The sequence below is a fragment of the Agrobacterium tumefaciens str. B6 genome (genome assembly GCF_001541315.1).
GTDB lineage: Bacteria > Pseudomonadota > Alphaproteobacteria > Rhizobiales > Rhizobiaceae > Agrobacterium > Agrobacterium radiobacter.
The window spans coordinates 111,212-127,841 of the sequence record NZ_LMVK01000001.1; the positions used below are offsets into that span (position 1 = coordinate 111,212).

Sequence of the window (16,630 nt, forward strand, 5' to 3'; positions counted from 1 at the left end):
CGCTTCCCGCAAGGTCAGGAGTGCGAGGTAATCGGTTTCCGTGACAGAATGATGATGCGGAAGGAAAAAAGCGCATTCGAAATGCGGCAAATCTTCAGAATATGCCGAAGACACAGAAGGACCTGACGAGGCGGTGCGGCTGGCAGAAATAAGGACTGCGCGAGTGTCCTGATGGGATGACGAACGTCGTTGCGACTTTCGTCATCCCACCCCATCAAAGCTCAGTGCTGTGTTTTGCCGATCAGGCGCGAACGCAGTGAGTTAGAGATATGGTCGAACAGGAAAACGACCAGGAGGATAAGCAGAACCATATAGGCGACCTTGTCCCAGTCGGCATTGGTGCCCATCGCTTCCAGTAGTTTAAGACCAATGCCGCCCGCACCCACCGCACCGATGATGGTGGCGGAGCGCGTGTTGCTTTCCCAGAAATAAAGCGATTGCGAAATGAAGACCGGCAGAACCTGCGGCAGCACACCGAAACGATTGACGGCAATCGGGGATGCGCCGACCGATTTGACGCCCTCGCGCTGCTTGTCATCGACATTCTCCAGCGCCTCAGCATAGACCTTGCCCAACGCTCCTGTATCGGTGAAGAAGATCGCGGCAATGCCGGGGATCGGTCCGGGGCCGAAACTGCGAGTGAAGAACAGCGCCCAGATCAGCATGTCGATCGAGCGCAGGAAGTCGAACAGGCGCTTCATGCCCCAGTTTGCGGCCTTGTTGGCGGTAATGTTGCGCGCGGCGATAAAGGCGAGCGGCAGGGCGACGACTGTACCGAACAGCGTGCCGACAAAGGCCATGACCAGCGTCTGCATCAGCTTGGAAAGAATATCGGCATGTTGCCAGACGCTGTTGTCGAGGAAATCATCGACCATGTGGCCGATATTGGAGCGCTCGGGATCGAGCCTCTCTCCCCACAGCGCCACAGCGGCGAGTTCGCCATAACCCTTGCCCCAGAATTCCGATTTGGTGTCGAACAGGAAGTTCGCCCATCCGAGGAAGCGGCGCTGCACATAGACCTGGCTGATGCGGATTTCCGCCTGACCGGCAAAACCGTAATGCACGAGGACCTTCTTGCCGTCCTGCTGGATTTCGTCGGGCAGGCCCTGTGGTGCGACTGCTGCATCGTCGTTGATGATAACAGGGTAGCTCTTGCCGTCGACATAAACATCCACCCGTGTCGGCGTCACGTCGAGGCGGTTGTCCGAGCCCGCATAGACGACGCTATAGCCGCCATCCGGTAAAGGCTGCAGCCAGTCGATCTTTGCATTTGTCGGATATTGACCGCGGCTCGACCATTGCGGCTGAACCTTGCCGTCTTCGAAACGAAGGCGTGGCTGGGCGCGCCAGGAGTACCAGTCCTGAATATAGCTCGAGGCGCGATCCCAGCGGCCCTGCATGAAAGCCGGACCGACATTGAAAAAGAAAAAGCAGCCGATGAGATAGGCAGTGACGGCGAGAAGGCCGACGAGCAGACCATATCGCTGCATGAAACTGCGGTTGAACACCTGCGGATGTGTAGCCGTCAATCTTTCGCGGTCGGCGGTGTTGAGAATGAAGCTGGACGACATCAGGCCGCTCCCCGTCCGAATTCGAAGGATTGCTGGCCGATCAGCCTGCGGCGCAGCCAGCTGGAGAACTGGTCGACGGCGATGATGGTGATCAGCAGAAGGATGATGATGGCATAGGTCTTCGACGCATGATCGTTGCCAATCGACAGCCGAAAGACCTCACCGATGCCGCCGCCGCCGACCGCACCGATGATGGTGGAGGCGCGTACGTTGATTTCGGCGCGCAGCAAGGCGTAGGAAACGAAATTGGGCAGAACCTGCGGCACGATGGCGAAACGCACCCGCTCCAGCCAGTTGGCGCCGGCGGCGCGCAGGCCTTCATCCGGCTTCATGTCGGCATTTTCCACCACTTCGAAGAAGAGCTTGCCTAGCGCACCGATCGTGTGGACCGAAATCGCGATGATCGCCGCGATCGGACCGATCGACAGGATTGCGGTGAGCAGCCCGGCGACGACGATTTCCGGAAAGGCGCGCAGCACTTCCATCACCCGGCGCACCACCCAGCGCACGAGGCCGGCGCCGACGAGATTGGTGGAGGCGAAGAAGCAGAGCACGAAGGCAAAACCCGTGCCGATGATTGTCGAGACCAGTGCAATATTGAGGGTGATGATCAGCTGGTAGATGAAGTGGGGGATGTAGAAACCATCGGTGATGTAAACGCGGTCCGCGACATAGTTGTATTTCAGCGAACCATCCGCATAGGGCGACGGCAGGTCGAACATCGCACGGAAGATTTCCAGCGGACTATCGGGCACGAAGGTCTTCATGAAATCGAAGAAATAGGGCAGGCGCTCGAAGAACTTGCCTGAATTGGCCGCATTGGCGAAATTCAGCGAGGCGGCTAGGATGGCGAGAAAGATCACGAGCGAAATGACGGTATAGATCCGCCGTGTCGCAAGCTGCTGTTGATAGTGGCGCATGACCGTCTGGGACGATGCGCTCAACCTCTCGGGCGAGAGGGTGCCATGGTGCAGTGTGGTCGCCATGCCGCTTTTCCTTTATTGGCAAAAGCGGCGGTGCCGCTGGGCACCGCCGCTTCCGGATATGATCTGAGGATCAGCCGCCGATAACGGACTTACGGGCGTCGATGATCGTCTGGTAGAAGGACGGGTCGACCTTGATGTAGGCGGTGTTCTTGCCCTGGGTGAAACCCTGGAAGCAGGCGAGGTCCTTCTTCGGCAGTTCCATGAAGAAGTTTTCGACCTTCTGCTTCATCGCGTCGCCGAGCTTGTTGGTGACCATGAGCGGGCCGTTCGGGATCAGCGGCGACTTCCAGACTTCGACGATATCGTCCATGTCGAGGTTGCCCTTCTTGACCATCTGGTAGAGGTTGCCGGCCGTGTAGCCTTCTTCCCACTTGCCGACGCCCGAACCGAAGGTGGTGCCGACGTCGAACTTCTTGTCGAGAACGGCGAGAACGAGGTTCTCATGGCCGCCGCCGAAACCGGTTTCGGAGAAGTATTCCTTGACCGGAACGCCGGTTTCCTTCGGAATAGCCACGTTCGGAACGAGGAAGCCGGAGGTGGAGTCAGGGTCGGCGAAGCCGATCTTCTTGCCCTTGGCGTCTGCCAGCGTCTTGATGCCGCTGTCCTTGCGGGCAACCATGATCGTGTAATAACCGGTCGAACCGTCAGCGCCAGCCGTGGTCAGGATCGGGTCGACGGCCTTCGGATCGGCCAGAGCGATCTTGGCGTAGGAGGAAGCGCCCATGGAGGCGATGTCGATGGTGCCGCCGAGCAGACCCTGGATGACACCGTTATAGTCCGGCGACGGGAAAACCTGAACTTCGGAAACGCCGGTTGCAGCCTTGAGGCCATCGGCAACGCACTTGGTGTTGCGGATCTGGTCGGCTTCGTTTTCGGAACCGTCGAGACCGATGCGCAGAACCTTGACGTCCTGAGCCATGGCGGAACCGGCCAGAACGCCAAGGGCGACTGCCGAAAGAAGGACTTTCTTCAACATGGACTTTCTCCTGTTTCCCGGCAAGCCGGAGTTTGTTGTGAAGTATTCGGCCCTTGACGCGGGCGCAAACGATGCTGAGCGGTTCCTCAGAGCCCGGCGAGAGCGAGCGGTTCGGGGCCGGCAGATTGCTGCACCGGACGCGCGGCAAGCTGCGCGCCGGGAATGTTGATGCTGGTCGAGGTCATGGTCTCGTCGATGCCGGAGCCTTGAGAATCGGTTCCGTAAATCTCTGTAACGGCCGCAGCCGTCAGTTCGGCGGGCGTTCCGTCGAAGACGACGCGGCCCTGAGACATGCCGATGATGCGTTCGCAATAATTGCGCGCCGTATCCAGCGTATGCAGGTTGGTGATGACGGTGATGCCTTCGCGCTCATTGATGTCACGCAGCGCGTCCATCACGATCTTGGCGTTCAGCGGATCGAGCGAAGCAATCGGCTCATCGGCCAGCACCATCTTCGGAGACTGCATCAGCGCACGTGCAATGGCGACACGCTGCTGCTGGCCGCCGGAAAGCGTGCCCGCCGCCTGCATGGCCACATGCTCAATACCGAGCCGCTCCAGCGCGGCGATCGCCATCAGGCGCTCTTCATGGGTGAAGATGTTGAACAGGCTGAGCGCCGTCGAACGGTGATTGAGGCGGCCCAGCATGACATTGGTCAGCACGTCGAGGCGCGGCACCAGATTGAACTGCTGGAAGATCATGGCGCAGTCGCGCTGCCAGTTGCGGAGCGCCGCGCCCCTCAACGCCGAAACTTCCGTGTCGTTGAAATGAATGGAACCCGAGGAGGGGTCAACGAGGCGGTTGATCATGCGCAGCAGCGTCGATTTTCCCGCACCCGAGCGTCCGATCACGCCGACCATCTGACCTTGCGGTATCTCGACATCAACGGAATCGACCGCAGTGTGCTTGCCGAAACGGCGCGTGACTTGCTTCAGGTGAAAGCTCATTTCCCCGTCCAATCTTCTTTTGACGGGGTTCGACGTAACAGCGGCGCGTGAAGTGGGGATGTCAGTTTGATGAATAAAATATTACAGATTTCCCTGGGCTTGGCGTCCACCTGTTCGCCGACGAAGCTCTCGAGAGGCATGTCAGGGCGTTGAAATTCGCCGGCATTTTAGAGTGTATCGACAAAAATCCCGGGGTTTCGCCCCGGGATTTGCACTTGCCTTGCCAGAGGTGAGATTTCACCCACCATATTTTGCAACGAAATCCTTGGCATCCAGGTTGCGGAAATCGTCGAGAGCGACGCGCAATGTTCCGTGATCCCAATCCCACCACTTCAGATCATCCATTTGCCGGCCCAGCTCCGTCGGGAAGCGTTCCCGGATCAGCCGTGCGGGTACGCCGCCGACAATGGTATAGGGCGCAACGTCTTTCGAGACGACCGCACCCGCCCCGATCACCGCGCCGTTCCCAACTGTGACGCCGGGCAGGATCGTTGCGCCATGGCCGATCCAGACATCGTGGCCGATCACCACGCGTTTGGCGCGGCGGGCGGCAAAGAAGTCCGTTTCATCCTCGGCGTCGTCCCAATAGCTGTGAGCGCGATAGGTGAAATGATGCAGCGTCGCCCGCTGCATCGGGTGATTGGTAGCGTTGATCCGGACGGAAGCGGCGATATTGACGAATTTGCCGATGGTGGCGCACCATATCGCACCATCCTGCATGACATAGGAGTAATCGCCCATCTCGACTTCCTCGATGCGGCAGCGTTCCGAGATTTCGGTGTAGCGGCCGATCGAGGAATTGGTGACGCGTGCGCTTTCGTGGATGACGGGTTCGAGACCGACTTTCACGCTCATGCTGCGGCCTTCCGGGGGGAGAATTGCGAAACGTCGAGAATTCGGTCGGCCACGGCTTCGCGCACCTCTTCGTCGTGGAAGATGCCGAGCAGCGCCGTGCCCTTTTCTTTTTTCTCCCGGATCATGTCCACCACAACGCGCCGGTTGGTGGCGTCGAGCGAAGCCGTCGGCTCATCGAGAAGCAGGATTGCATGATCGGTGATGAAACCGCGCGCGATGTTGACGCGCTGCTGCTCACCGCCCGAAAAGGTTGCCGGCGGCAGTGACCATAGTTCCCGCGGCAGGTTGAGCTTCGAAAGCAATGCTGCCGCCTGTTCGCGCGCAACCTCAGTGGCAACCTTGCGCGCCAGAAGCGGCTCGGCAACGACGTCGATGGCCGCGACACGCGGCACGGTACGCAGGAACTGGCTGACATAACCGATGGTGCGGTGGCGGATATCGAGAATCTTGCGCGGCGAGGCATTGCCGATATCGACGACCTCACCCTCATGGCGGATGAGAATCTGCCCGCTGTCGATGGCGTAATTGCCATAGAGCATTTTCAGGATCGAGCTTTTGCCGATGCCCGAAGGACCGCCGAGCACGACACATTCGCCGCTGCAGACTGAGAAATTGACGTCGCGGACGACAGGCAGCTCGATGCCGTCGCGAAGATGCATGGTGAAGCTTTTGAAGACTTCCGAAACGATGAGAGGCGTCGTCATGGTGGGTTCTTTCTTCCTGCGCGTGATTTTATCCGAAAACCGGGGTCCACTTTTCGGAATCACGCGGCTAGACCTGCAAAATGGAGGAAACAAGCAGTTGCGTGTAGGGCTCGCGTGGATCGTCCAGCACGCGGTCGGTCAGGCCGTGCTCGATGACATCACCGCCCTTCATCACCATCATGCGGTGAGACAGCAGCCGCGCGACTGCGAGATCATGGGTGACGACGACAACGGCGAGACCGAGATCATTGACGAGGCCGCGGACCAGATCGAGCAGACGCGCCTGCACGGAGACATCGAGGCCACCGGTCGGCTCATCCATGAAGACGAGGCGCGGCGAGGTGACGAGGTTGCGGGCAATCTGCAGGCGCTGGCGCATCCCACCCGAGAAGGCGCGGGGCTGGTCGTCGATACGGTCGGTGCCGATTTCCACCCGCTCCAGCCATTCGCTGGCCGATTGCCTGATATTGCCGTAATGCCTGTTGCCGACGGCCATCAGCCGCTCGCCGACATTGGCGCCGGCCGAAACCGCCATGCGCAGTCCATCCGCCGGGTTCTGGTGCACGAAACCCCAGTCGGTCCGCATCAGGAAACGCCGTTCGGCCTCGCCCATATGGTAGAGATCACGCACCGAGCCGTCGCGCATGCGATATTCCACGCTGCCGGCCGTTGGCATGAGCCGGGTGGAAATGCAGTTGAGCAGTGTCGTCTTGCCGGAACCGGATTCGCCGACAATGGCCAGAACCTCACCCGGGTAAAGCTCGAAGGAGACGTTGCGGCAACCGGCGCGGTCGCCATAATATTTGGAGACGTCCCTGACTTTCAAAAGCGGTGCGTCGGTCATTCTGCAGCCTCCTTCACATCCGCCAGCAGATGGCCCTTGTGGCCATGGGCGCGGCGGTCCTCGCAATGGTCGGTATCGGAGCAGACGAACATCCGCCCGCCCTTGTCGTCCAGCACTACCTCGTCCAGATAGACATTCTCGCCACCGCACAGCGCACAGGGCTTGTCAAAGCGCTGGATCTCGAACGGATGGTCCTCGAAATCGAGGCTGACGACGTCCGTATAGGGCGGCACGGCATAGATGCGTTTTTCGCGCCCGGCGCCGAACAGCTGCAATGCGTCCGAGAGATGCATTTTCGGATTATCGAATTTCGGGGTCGGGGATGGATCCATAACATAACGCCCGGCAACCTTCACCGGATAGGCGTAGGTGGTGGAGATGCGACCGTTGCGGGCGATGTCCTCGTAAAGCTTGACATGCATCAGGCCATATTCTTCCAGCGCGTGCATGACGCGGGTTTCGGTCTCGCGTGGCTCCAGGAAGCGCAAGGGCTCGGGGATCGGAACCTGATAGACCAGGACCTGGCCCGAATGCAGCTCCTCTTCCGGAATACGGTGCCGCGTCTGGATGATGGTCGCATCCTTCGTGCGGGTGGTGACGGCAACATTCGCCACCTTCTGGAAGAAGGCGCGAATGGAGACGGCGTTGGTGGTGTCGTCGGCGCCCTGGTCGATGACCTTGAGTACATCGTCGGGACCGAGGATGGAGGCTGTCAGCTGCACGCCGCCGGTGCCCCAGCCATAGGGCATGGGCATTTCGCGGGAAGCGAAGGGGACCTGATAACCGGGAATGGCGATGGCTTTCAGGATCGCCCGGCGGATCATCCGCTTGGTCTGTTCGTCCAGATAGGCGAAGTTGTAGGCGGCCAGCCCGTCGTCAAATGAAACTTCTTTAAGCATTGCGCGTTAGCCTTGTGAAAAAAGGAGTACAAGCTCATGGAGATTGGAATTCTTGCAGCCGTGTTCTTTGCTGTCTTTGCAGCATCGACCGTCTTTTGCGCCCTTTGGTTTGGTGAGCAGGGCAGCCGCTGAGCTATTCGGCCGCATCGCCCATCCACTCCGCGCCATCGGCGTTGATCGCCTCGAAATCGGCACGCATTTTCCTGACCAGACCAAGTTCGGCCTGAAAATCCACGTAGTGCGGCAATTTCAGATGTTCGACGAAGCCTGTCGCCTGCACGTTGTCGGCATGTGAGATGACAAACTCCTCGTCCTGCGCGGGGGCGACGACATCCTCGCCGAATTCGCCCGCACGCAGCGCCCGGTCGACCAGCGACATGGCCATCGCCTTGCGCTCGCTCTGGCCAAACACCAGACCGTAACCGCGGGTGAATTGCGGCGGCGCCTTAGCCGAGCCCTTGAACTGGTTCACCATCTGGCATTCGGTGACCTGGATGTCGCCGAGCGAAACGGAGAAGCCGAGTTCCGGCACGTCCAGTTCGATCTCCACCTCGCCGATGCGGATTTCGCCGACGAAGGGATGCGTGCGGCCGTAACCGCGTTGCGTCGAATAGGCGAGTGCGAGAAGGAAGCCCTCATCACCGCGCGCCAGCGATTGCAGACGCAGGTCACGCGCCATCGGAAATTCCATCGGCTCCCGCGTCAGGTCGCCGGCAATATGATCATCAGGCATATCGCCGTCGCTTTCGATCAGCCCCTCCTCGGCCAGAATGTCGGAAACCCGCATGACATAATCAGGCTCGCCTTCCCGCTGGGTGGCGGTCTCGACGGCTTCGTCTTCCAAAAGAGTGGGGTCAAGCAGGCGATGGGTATAATCGAAGGTCGGCCCCAGCAATTGTCCGCCGGGCAAATCCTTGTAGGTTGCGGAAACGCGGCGCTGGACCGTCATGCCGGCGGTGTCCACCGGAACCGAATAACCGAAACGCGGTAGCGTGGTGCGGTAGGCGCGCAGCAGGAAGATGGCTTCGATCATGTCGCCGCGGGCCTGCTTGACGGCAAGCGCCGCAAGCGACTGATCATAAAGGGACGCTTCCGCCATTACACGGTCGACGGCGAGCGAAAGCTGCGAAACGATCTGCGCAACGGTCATCGCGGGCAGGTCGCGGTCTCCGCGCCGCTTGTCGGCCAGAAGCCGGTGGGCGTTGGCGATGGCGGTCTCTCCGCCTTTGACAGCAACATACATCTTATGCCTCCACGGGTTTGATGCGCGTCGTGCGCGGCAGGCAGACAAATCGGTCGGCGGATGTCAGGATGACGTCGACGCCGCGCGGGAAAGCGGCATTGTTTTCCGCCCACAGCCTCGGGAATATGTCCGGCAGGCCGGTGGGGCTGATGATGTTGACGTGGCGAATGCCGGGGCCAGAGAGCAGCAGTTCCCGTCCACCGTCCAGATCAGGCAACTCGACGATAAGCGTTGTGGAGCGGTCGGGATATTCCTGGCTGCCCTGGGCGAAGAGGCCGAAGGAGGCAATGGCGCTTCCCGCCTCGATGACGGCGAAATGTGCCGCGCTTTTTTCTTCCGTCGCCACAGCCCCGGTGTGAAATCCGATCCAGCCCGGCACCGCGGTCTTGCGCAGCGGGCCGCTCAGCCAGACGGGCGTATCATGGTCGCAAAGCGCCAGTAGAACCGCGCCTGTTGCAACGCCAAGCGGTAGCGGCGGGGGGACCGCCGTTTCGATGGTCTGCGGTGTGCCCGGACGGGCCATGCCGTCCATCAGCTTTTTGAAAATCCGTTGGGAATCGAAGACGGTGTCAGAAAAACCGCCGGTCAGTGCTTCGGCCTTGACGCTCATCAATCCTCTCCTCGAACCATGGTGAAGAAATCGACCCGGGTGGCGGCAGTTTCTTTGGTCTTGCGCTGTTTTTCGGCGGTCAGCCTTTTTTCGACCGGGGAAAGAAGCTCGGCCTCGATGAAGTTCCGCGTCGGGCTTTCCTGCCAGAGGGCGTCGAAAACGGCGGCATACCAGGCCTTTTTGCGGCCGGTGCCAAGAACATGGGCGTGGCCGACCGTGCCGGATGCGAGCTTGATCGTTGCCCGGGTAACGGTGGTTTCACCCAGATTAAAAGGTGCGCCGCCGCCGCCGATACGACCCTTGACCATGACGAGGCCGGTTTCCGGCCCGCGCACATTTTCCGTCTGCGGGCTGGCATCTTGCCGGTTCCAGACGGTTTCGAGTTCCTGAACGGTGGCGCGGGCAAGAAGGGCCGCCACTCGCTTCCTCTCCGCATGTATATTCGCAGCTTCGTTATTCATCGCTTGACCTCTAATGTCTATTGATATAGACAACTATACAATATAAGCTACAATTAACGTCGATGAATGACAAGCGTGTGACATGAGCCCTGCGGCAGCAATGAAAAGAAAGAACGGCGTGGCGCTCTGGCGGCAGATCGCCGACCGGATCAGAGGCGAGATCGCGGCAGGCGATCACGACGAAACCGGCATGTTGCCGCCGGAAATGATCCTGGCCGAAAAATTCGGCGTCAACCGCCATACGGTGCGAAGCGCCATTGCCGCTCTTGCCAGCGAAGGCATTCTCGAGCCTATGCAGGGGCGCGGCACGATGATCGCCCGCAAGGAGCGCCTTAGTTTTCCGATTTCACGGCGCACGCGATTTACGGAGGGCATCGGCGATCAGGTGAAGGAAATGGAGGCGCTGCTTCTGTCCCACACCACCGAGCCGGCCAATGCCGATCTGGCGGCGCGGCTGCAAGTGCCACCAGGCGCGCCGCTGGTGCGCCTCGAAACGCTGCGCAAGGCGGATAACCGCCCGGTTTCCCGCTCGACCACATGGTTCCCGGCCGACCGTTTTGCCGGAATAGGCGAGGCCTATCAGAAAAGCGGCTCGATCACGGCGGCTTTCCAGATGCTCGGCGTGGCGGACTACGTGCGCATTTCCACCGTCATCTCCGCCAGCCATGCGGATACGCAGGATCTGGCCGATCTCGAATTGTCGCCGGGCGCGATCCTGCTCGTCACCCAGGCGCTGAATGCCGATATGGATGGCGTGCCGGTGCAATATGCCATCAGCCGTTTTTCGGCTGATACGGTGGAATTCACGGTGGAAAATTGAGGTGAAAGCCGCAGCGGAAGCTTATTCCGTCTGCGATAGGCCCAGCACATCCAGCATCGAATAGAAGCCCGGCTTTTTGTCGAAGGCCCAGAGTGCCGCCACAATTGCCCCGCGTGCGAAGATGGAGCGGTCGCCGGCATAATGGGAAAGCTCCACGCGCTCTCCCTCTCCGGCGAAGATCACCGAATGTTCGCCGATTACGGAACCGCCGCGCAACGTAGCGAAACCGATGGTGCCGGTCTCACGCGCGCCTGTATGCCCGTCGCGCACGCGAACGGAAGAGGCCGCGAGATCAACCTTGCGACCGGCCGCTGCTGCTTCGCCGAGCAGCAATGCAGTACCCGAAGGCGCATCCACCTTGTGCTTGTGGTGCATTTCAAGGATTTCGATATCCCAGTTCTGCGCATCCAGCGCCTGCGCCGCCTGCTGCGTCAAAACGCTGAGCAGGTTGACGCCGAGGCTCATATTGCCCGACTTGACGATGCGGGCATGGCGCGACGCCGCCTTGAATTTTTCCTCATCTTCCGATGAACAGCCCGTGGTTCCGATGACGTGCACGATGCGAGCCTGCGCGGCGAGGCCCGCAAAGGTGACGCTGGTTGCCGGAGAGGTGAAATCAATCACCCCTTCCGCATGCAGGAAGGCTTGCAAAGGATCGCTGGTGATCTCGACGCCGATCGGGCCAAGACCGGCGATCTCACCGGCGTCGCGGCCGACAAAAGCGGAGCCTTCGCGTGCGACGGCGGCATGCAGCTGAACGCCAGGGGTCTGGTGAATGAGGCGGATGAGCGCCTGTCCCATGCGGCCCGCCGCGCCGACCACCACAAGTTTCATGCCGCTGCTGCCCATGCTGTCACTCACTTTTCATGTCGGGCGGATCGGAACCCGCCGGTATCGGATGTTGGATGTTTACGCAGCGACGTTAAAGACCGTCCGCCCGCTTCGCAAGCATCACATAAGAACAGCCCGAGCGATCAGGCTCTCCAGCGTCGCCCGTCCAGCGACAGGCCGAAATCGGATGGCGTTCTTGAATAGGTGGCGAGACCGGAAAGGGCGGCCTGCGGATGGGTGACGACGAAGGTCGGGATGGTCCGCATCAGCGCGCTGTGCGGCGCCTTGTCCTCGAAGGCGGCCCGGAACTCCGGGCTTTTCAGCGCCGGAACGATCTTCTGCGAAATGCCGCCGGCCAGATAGACGCCGCCCTTGGCCATGAAGATCAGCGCGAGATCGCCTGCCACCCGGCCGAGATAGGTGCTGAACAGCGAAAGTGTTTCTTTAGCCTGCGGGTTCTTGCCCGAAAGCCCGTGCGAGGTGATGTCGGCCGGATCGGAAAAGACGGGTTCGATGCCATCGGCTTTGCAGACGGCACGGTAAAGATTGACCAGCCCACGCCCGCAGAGGATCTGTTCGCCGGCGACGCGGCCTTCGATGGTTTCGATATGCGGGAAAACCGCATAGTCGCGCGCGCTTCTCGGGCCGATATCGATATGCCCGCCTTCGCCAGGCACCGGAAACCACATATGGCGGGCATAAACCAGTCCGGCAACACCAAGCCCTGTGCCTGGCCCAAGAACGACGCGCGAAGCCAGCACATCTTTTTTGCCGGAGCCGATGGCGTCGCGGTTATCGTCGTCCAGTGCTGCAATCGCGAGAGCCTGCGCTTCAAAGTCATTGATGACGATGACGTCCTTCAGGCCGAGATTGGCCAGCATGTCCTTCGGTTTGACAACCCAATGGCAGTTGGTGAGCGGAATCTCGTCACCTTCGATCGGGCCGGCAATCGCAAGAATGGTCGAGACCGGCTGAAGCGAGGTCTTGTCCAGAACCGCCTGCTGGATGGCGTCGTCGATCGTCGGATATTCCGCCGTCTTCACGGTGGTGAGGTGCACCGGTTCCGCAAAGGAATCGATCAGAATGGAAAAGCGGGCGTTGGTACCGCCGATGTCGCCAAGAAGGATCGGAAAGGACAGATATTCGGTATCGGACGTCTTCGGCATTGCCTGTTCCATTGTCGGAGTGTCAATTGGCGACGTGGAAGTCGATGAGGTTTTCTGCGGTGGCGCGGTTGAGCGCCATGGGAATGTCATAGACCGTGGCAAGCCGGGTCAGCGCCTTCACGTCAACATCGTGCGGCATGGCTGTCAGCGGATCGGTGAAGAAGATCAGCATGTCGACTTCGCCTGTCGCGATCATCGCGCCGATCTGCTGGTCACCGCCGAGGGGGCCGCTTTTGAGGCGAGTGACTTCAAGTCCGGGACAGGCTTCCTGTACCCGCCCGCCGGTTGTGCCGGTGGCGACGATCCTGAAACCGGCAAGCGCCTTCTGGTGATGACGGGCGAAATCCGCCATATCGTCCTTTTTCTCGTCGTGAGCGATGAGCGCGATACAGCGTTGTCCTTCCATGGTCCCAGCCTGTCCTCAAAGAATTAAATCGATTTGAAGCCTTCTATAACAGCTTGCCGCCATTTGAAAAGGGAAGCTGTTGAATGCCTCATTTCTGTTTCAGTTCAATGTCGGACGCTGGGTCGGAAGCGGAATATCCGAAGGCGGCTGCAGGGCGGGGGCGGCCTGAATGACCTGTTCCACGCTTTGCTGGCGCGCGGCCGGGGCCTGAACCGGCGCTGGAGAATAGGCCTGGGCGGCAATGCCCTGGCGGTTGGCGGAAGGGGCCGCAGCCACGGCAGCGCAGGCGGAAGGCAGGTCGGAGACCATGACCGGACGCGGTTTCACCGGCTTGGCATTGGGGTCCTTTTTCGGCGGCGCCCATGGTTCCTTGCTGAACCACCAGGCAAGCGACTTGTCGCAGCCGTCACCTTTGCCCACGGCCGCCTGCGGTTTGCAATTGGGCGCGCCGGGCGGGCATTCGAGGCGGATGTGGAAATGCTCGTCATGACCATAGATCGGCCTGATCTTGCCCATGAAGGTGCGGTCGCCGGTCCAGGTCTGGCAGAGTTTCTGCTTGATGGCCGGGTTGACGAAGACGCGCTCCACCTGCGGATAGCTTGCCGCCATCATCACCAGCCGGGCATTGAGCGGCGACCATTTGCGGTCATCGACCGTCAGGAACTTGCTCTTGTCCAGCATGGAAACGAAAGGCACCGTTTCGCGCTGCTCCACGGTCAGCCGGGGGGTGGGCATGGGTCGCCACCACACATCGACATCGAGGCCGATCTGGTGCGACGCATGGCCTGTCAGCATCGGGCCGCCACGCGGCTGGGAAATATCGCCGAGCAGCAATCCCGGCCAGCCGATCTTCTGTGCGTCCTGCGAAAATTGCTCGAGGAAAGAAATAAGCTGTGGTTGGCCCCAGCGCCGGTTGCGGGAAAGGCGCATGGCCTGCCAGCCGGGACCATCAGTCGGCATGGCGATGGCGCCGGACTGGCAGCCCTTGGCATAGGAGCCGATCGGCTGCGAGCCCGTGGCGGACGGCAGCGCCATATGGCCGAACACTTCTTTTGCGGGCCTGTCCTCGGCCGATGCGGTTTCCATCTGCAACTGCAGTGCGGAGACGACCGAAATCGCCAGCATGGCCGCCTTGAAAACTCTCGATGATCCCGCCGTCATATAGTCGTGCCCGTCCGATCAGATGATTCTCTTCCCCTCAGGATAAACTGGAACGGGATTTTGTTGAAACCATGTTTCGCCCCGCATCTCGCAAACCGGGAAGATAAAGGCGCCGATAAAGAGCTTGTGAGCCGGTGCATCTGTTTTTTGCCAATCTTTGTTTTATGCTCTCTCCAACAAACACGAAAACAGGGACATTCCCCCAATGATATTGGCACCACTGAAATCCCGTCTCCTCATTGCCCTTGCGGCATCCGCCTTGCTGATACCGGCGACGGCCTCCGCACAATCGGCCGATGTATGGCGAAAGGGGATTTCGACGGTCGGGGAACTGAAACATCCCGATGGCTTCGATCATTTTGACTATGTGAACACCAAGGCACCCAAAGGCGGCACGCTTCGTCTGTCGACGACGGGCACCTTCGACACGCTCAATCCGCTGCTCGCCAAGGGTGAGGCGGCGACGGGCCTTTCGCTGGTTTTCGATACATTGATGAAGTCGACGGAAGAGGAGCTGTCTGCCTCCTACGGCCTGCTGGCCGAGGGGGTGAGCTATCCCGACGATATTTCGAAGGCCACCTTCCGGCTGCGTGCGGACGCCAAATGGGCTGATGGCAAGCCGGTGACGCCAGAGGATGTCGTCTTCAGCTTCGAAAAAGCGAAGGACCTCAGCCCGCAGCTCGCGACCTATTACATCCATGTCACCAAGGCAGAGGTGAGCGGCGAAAGGGACATCACCTTCACTTTCGATGAAAAGAACAATCGCGAATTGCCGCAGATCGTCGGCCAATTGCTGATCGTTCCCAAGCACTGGTGGGAAGCCGCCGGCCCGGACGGCAAGCCGCGCGACATCTCGCGCGGCACGCTGGAGCCGGTCATGGGCTCGGGCCCCTACAAGATTGCGTCAGTCTCTCCCGGCTCCACAATCACCTATGAACGCCGCGACGACTACTGGGGCAAGGACGTCAATGTGAATGTGGGGATGAACAATTTCAAAACCATCGCCTACACCTTCTTTGCCGATCAGGATGTGGACTTTCAGGCCTTCAAGTCCGGCACCGTCGATTTCCGGCAGGAAGCCTCCTCCAGCCGCTGGGTCACCGGTTATGATTTTCCGGCCGTCAAGGAGGGCCGCGTCAAGAAGGAAGAGCTGCCGAACATCTATCGTTCCGTCGGCATCATGCAGGCCTTCGTGCCGAACATGCGCAGGGAGAAGTTCCAGAACCCGAAACTGCGCAAGGCGCTCAATTACGCCTTCGATTTCGAGGAGCTGAACCGGACGCTGGCCTATGGTCAATTCCAGCGCATCAACAGCTTCTTCATGGGCAGTGAACTGGCCTCTTCCGGACTGCCGACCGGTCGCGAGCTGGAAATTCTGCAGGAGCTGAAGGATCAGGTTCCGCCGGAAGTCTTCACGACAGAATATCGCAACCCGGTCGCCGGTGATCCGGCCAAGCAGCGCGACAATCTGCGCGAGGCGGTCAAGCTGATGAAGGAGGCCGGTTACGAACTGCGCGGCAACCGCATGGTCAATGCGGCGAGCGGACAGCCGCTTGATATGGAGTTTCTGATCGATTCCGCCGGCATGGAAAGAACCATCCTGCCCTATGTCCAGAACCTGAAGAAGATCGGCATCAACGCGACGATCCGCACGGTCGACGCCTCGCAATATACCAACCGCACCCGCAGTTTCGATTATGACGTGATCGTCAAGCTCTGGGCGACCTCGGCGAACCCGGGTAACGAACAGGCGGATTTCTGGGGCTCGGCCGCCGCCGATCGGCAGGGATCCAATAATATTGCCGGAATCAAGAACCCGGCCGTTGATGCGTTGGTCAGGAAGGTCATATTCGCGCCCAACCGGGATGAGCAGGTGGCTGCGGCACGGGCGCTCGACCGGGTGCTGCTGGCCAACAGCTACGTCATACCGCAATTTTACCGTGGCGAGATGTTCATCGCTTACTGGAATACGCTCATTCGCCCGGAAAACCTGCCCGAATATGGTGTCGGTTTTCCTGATGCATGGTGGTCCAGCCAGGCCGGAAACTGACGCCGGCCTTGCTTTCGCGGCAAAGGCTTGATTCACATAGGGCGAGACGAATCGCTTAAAGCGCGCAGGCAGCGCTTTCAGGAAAGGACCGGGTTTGACA

At 60.1% G+C, this 16,630-nt stretch carries 17 protein-coding genes; 2 read left to right on the plus strand and 15 right to left on the minus strand.

Annotated features, from left to right (window positions below):
• Positions 1-221: 221 nt before the first annotated feature.
• From phnE (ASB65_RS00530) to phnG, 11 genes are all read right to left on the minus strand, one after another.
• Entirely contained in the window at positions 222-1,571 is a 1,350-nt protein-coding gene (gene phnE, locus ASB65_RS00530; RefSeq protein WP_060722754.1) for a phosphonate ABC transporter, permease protein PhnE, read from the minus strand.
• The gene (gene phnE, locus ASB65_RS00535) at positions 1,571-2,557 is read right to left on the minus strand and encodes a phosphonate ABC transporter, permease protein PhnE (RefSeq protein WP_020811010.1); all 987 of its coding nucleotides are present in this window, start codon (positions 2,555-2,557) and stop codon (positions 1,571-1,573) included. Before phnE (ASB65_RS00535) ends, phnE (ASB65_RS00530) begins: the two co-directional genes overlap by 1 nt.
• A 70-nt stretch (positions 2,558-2,627) precedes the next feature.
• A complete protein-coding gene (gene phnD / locus ASB65_RS00540; RefSeq protein ID WP_060722755.1) occupies positions 2,628-3,533 on the minus strand; it encodes a phosphonate ABC transporter substrate-binding protein in 906 nt (301 codons plus the stop codon).
• An 86-nt stretch (positions 3,534-3,619) separates the two neighbouring features.
• A complete protein-coding gene (gene phnC / locus ASB65_RS00545; protein ID WP_060722756.1) occupies positions 3,620-4,480 on the minus strand; it encodes a phosphonate ABC transporter ATP-binding protein in 861 nt (286 codons plus the stop codon).
• 237 nt (positions 4,481-4,717) lie between these two features.
• Entirely contained in the window at positions 4,718-5,335 is a 618-nt protein-coding gene (locus ASB65_RS00550) for a DapH/DapD/GlmU-related protein (protein WP_003507319.1), read from the minus strand.
• The gene (phnL, locus tag ASB65_RS00555; protein WP_003507321.1) at positions 5,332-6,039 is read right to left on the minus strand and encodes a phosphonate C-P lyase system protein PhnL; all 708 of its coding nucleotides are present in this window, start codon (positions 6,037-6,039) and stop codon (positions 5,332-5,334) included. The genes ASB65_RS00550 and phnL overlap by 4 nt, the downstream gene beginning before the upstream one ends.
• Before the next feature lie 67 nt (positions 6,040-6,106).
• Positions 6,107-6,883, minus strand: coding sequence for a phosphonate C-P lyase system protein PhnK (phnK, locus tag ASB65_RS00560; protein WP_003507323.1), 777 nt, complete (start codon positions 6,881-6,883; stop codon positions 6,107-6,109).
• On the minus strand, positions 6,880-7,782 hold the full coding sequence (locus ASB65_RS00565; protein WP_003507325.1) for an alpha-D-ribose 1-methylphosphonate 5-phosphate C-P-lyase PhnJ: 903 nt from the start codon (positions 7,780-7,782) through the stop codon (positions 6,880-6,882). The genes phnK and ASB65_RS00565 overlap by 4 nt, the downstream gene beginning before the upstream one ends.
• Before the next feature lie 133 nt (positions 7,783-7,915).
• Positions 7,916-9,025, minus strand: coding sequence for a carbon-phosphorus lyase complex subunit PhnI (locus tag ASB65_RS00570; RefSeq protein WP_060722757.1), 1,110 nt, complete (start codon positions 9,023-9,025; stop codon positions 7,916-7,918).
• A 1-nt stretch (position 9,026) separates the two neighbouring features.
• A complete protein-coding gene (gene phnH, locus ASB65_RS00575; RefSeq protein ID WP_060722758.1) occupies positions 9,027-9,635 on the minus strand; it encodes a phosphonate C-P lyase system protein PhnH in 609 nt (202 codons plus the stop codon).
• Positions 9,635-10,096, minus strand: coding sequence for a phosphonate C-P lyase system protein PhnG (gene phnG / locus ASB65_RS00580; RefSeq protein ID WP_060722759.1), 462 nt, complete (start codon positions 10,094-10,096; stop codon positions 9,635-9,637). The genes phnH and phnG overlap by 1 nt, the downstream gene beginning before the upstream one ends.
• Before the next feature lie 82 nt (positions 10,097-10,178).
• On the opposite strand from phnG, the gene phnF reads away from it, so the two are divergent.
• Positions 10,179-10,916, plus strand: a complete 738-nt coding sequence (gene phnF / locus ASB65_RS00585) for a phosphonate metabolism transcriptional regulator PhnF (protein ID WP_026363830.1) — start codon at positions 10,179-10,181, stop codon at positions 10,914-10,916.
• A 21-nt stretch (positions 10,917-10,937) separates the two neighbouring features.
• Here the strand turns inward: phnF and dapB are convergent, their stop codons facing one another.
• From dapB to mepA, 4 genes are all read right to left on the minus strand, one after another.
• Positions 10,938-11,765: a 4-hydroxy-tetrahydrodipicolinate reductase gene (gene dapB / locus ASB65_RS00590; RefSeq protein ID WP_060722760.1), complete on the minus strand. Its 828-nt coding sequence runs from the start codon at positions 11,763-11,765 to the stop codon at positions 10,938-10,940.
• Between the two features lie 125 nt (positions 11,766-11,890).
• Positions 11,891-12,913: a glucokinase gene (locus tag ASB65_RS00595; protein WP_003507337.1), complete on the minus strand. Its 1,023-nt coding sequence runs from the start codon at positions 12,911-12,913 to the stop codon at positions 11,891-11,893.
• A 22-nt stretch (positions 12,914-12,935) separates the two neighbouring features.
• Positions 12,936-13,319, minus strand: a complete 384-nt coding sequence (locus ASB65_RS00600; RefSeq protein ID WP_003507338.1) for a methylglyoxal synthase — start codon at positions 13,317-13,319, stop codon at positions 12,936-12,938.
• Positions 13,320-13,418: 99 nt separating this feature from the next.
• Positions 13,419-14,480 (minus strand): penicillin-insensitive murein endopeptidase, encoded by a 1,062-nt coding sequence (gene mepA / locus ASB65_RS00605; protein ID WP_060722761.1) that lies wholly within the window; start codon positions 14,478-14,480, stop codon positions 13,419-13,421.
• 205 nt (positions 14,481-14,685) lie between these two features.
• On the opposite strand from mepA, the gene ASB65_RS00610 reads away from it, so the two are divergent.
• Positions 14,686-16,530: an extracellular solute-binding protein gene (locus ASB65_RS00610; RefSeq protein WP_060722762.1), complete on the plus strand. Its 1,845-nt coding sequence runs from the start codon at positions 14,686-14,688 to the stop codon at positions 16,528-16,530.
• Positions 16,531-16,630: the final 100 nt, after the last annotated feature.

Bases quoted from the DNA above. Each gene is read 5' to 3' on its own strand.
- ASB65_RS00570 (WP_060722757.1), bottom strand. From the start codon at position 9,025: ATGTATGTTGCTGTCAAAGGCGGAGAGACCGCCATCGCCAACGCCCAC.
- mepA (WP_060722761.1), bottom strand. From the start codon at position 14,480: ATGACGGCGGGATCATCGAGAGTTTTCAAGGCGGCCATGCTGGCGATT.
- phnE (WP_060722754.1), bottom strand. From the start codon at position 1,571: ATGTCGTCCAGCTTCATTCTCAACACCGCCGACCGCGAAAGATTGACG.
- ASB65_RS00565 (WP_003507325.1), bottom strand. From the start codon at position 7,782: ATGCTTAAAGAAGTTTCATTTGACGACGGGCTGGCCGCCTACAACTTC.
- dapB (WP_060722760.1), bottom strand. From the start codon at position 11,765: ATGGGCAGCAGCGGCATGAAACTTGTGGTGGTCGGCGCGGCGGGCCGC.
- phnF (WP_026363830.1), top strand. From the start codon at position 10,179: ATGAGCCCTGCGGCAGCAATGAAAAGAAAGAACGGCGTGGCGCTCTGG.
- ASB65_RS00610 (WP_060722762.1), top strand. From the start codon at position 14,686: ATGATATTGGCACCACTGAAATCCCGTCTCCTCATTGCCCTTGCGGCA.
- phnG (WP_060722759.1), bottom strand. From the start codon at position 10,096: ATGAATAACGAAGCTGCGAATATACATGCGGAGAGGAAGCGAGTGGCG.
- phnE (WP_020811010.1), bottom strand. From the start codon at position 2,557: ATGGCGACCACACTGCACCATGGCACCCTCTCGCCCGAGAGGTTGAGC.
- ASB65_RS00600 (WP_003507338.1), bottom strand. From the start codon at position 13,319: ATGGAAGGACAACGCTGTATCGCGCTCATCGCTCACGACGAGAAAAAG.
- phnC (WP_060722756.1), bottom strand. From the start codon at position 4,480: ATGAGCTTTCACCTGAAGCAAGTCACGCGCCGTTTCGGCAAGCACACT.
- phnK (WP_003507323.1), bottom strand. From the start codon at position 6,883: ATGACCGACGCACCGCTTTTGAAAGTCAGGGACGTCTCCAAATATTAT.
- phnH (WP_060722758.1), bottom strand. From the start codon at position 9,635: ATGAGCGTCAAGGCCGAAGCACTGACCGGCGGTTTTTCTGACACCGTC.
- ASB65_RS00550 (WP_003507319.1), bottom strand. From the start codon at position 5,335: ATGAGCGTGAAAGTCGGTCTCGAACCCGTCATCCACGAAAGCGCACGC.
- phnL (WP_003507321.1), bottom strand. From the start codon at position 6,039: ATGACGACGCCTCTCATCGTTTCGGAAGTCTTCAAAAGCTTCACCATG.
- ASB65_RS00595 (WP_003507337.1), bottom strand. From the start codon at position 12,913: ATGCCGAAGACGTCCGATACCGAATATCTGTCCTTTCCGATCCTTCTT.
- phnD (WP_060722755.1), bottom strand. From the start codon at position 3,533: ATGTTGAAGAAAGTCCTTCTTTCGGCAGTCGCCCTTGGCGTTCTGGCC.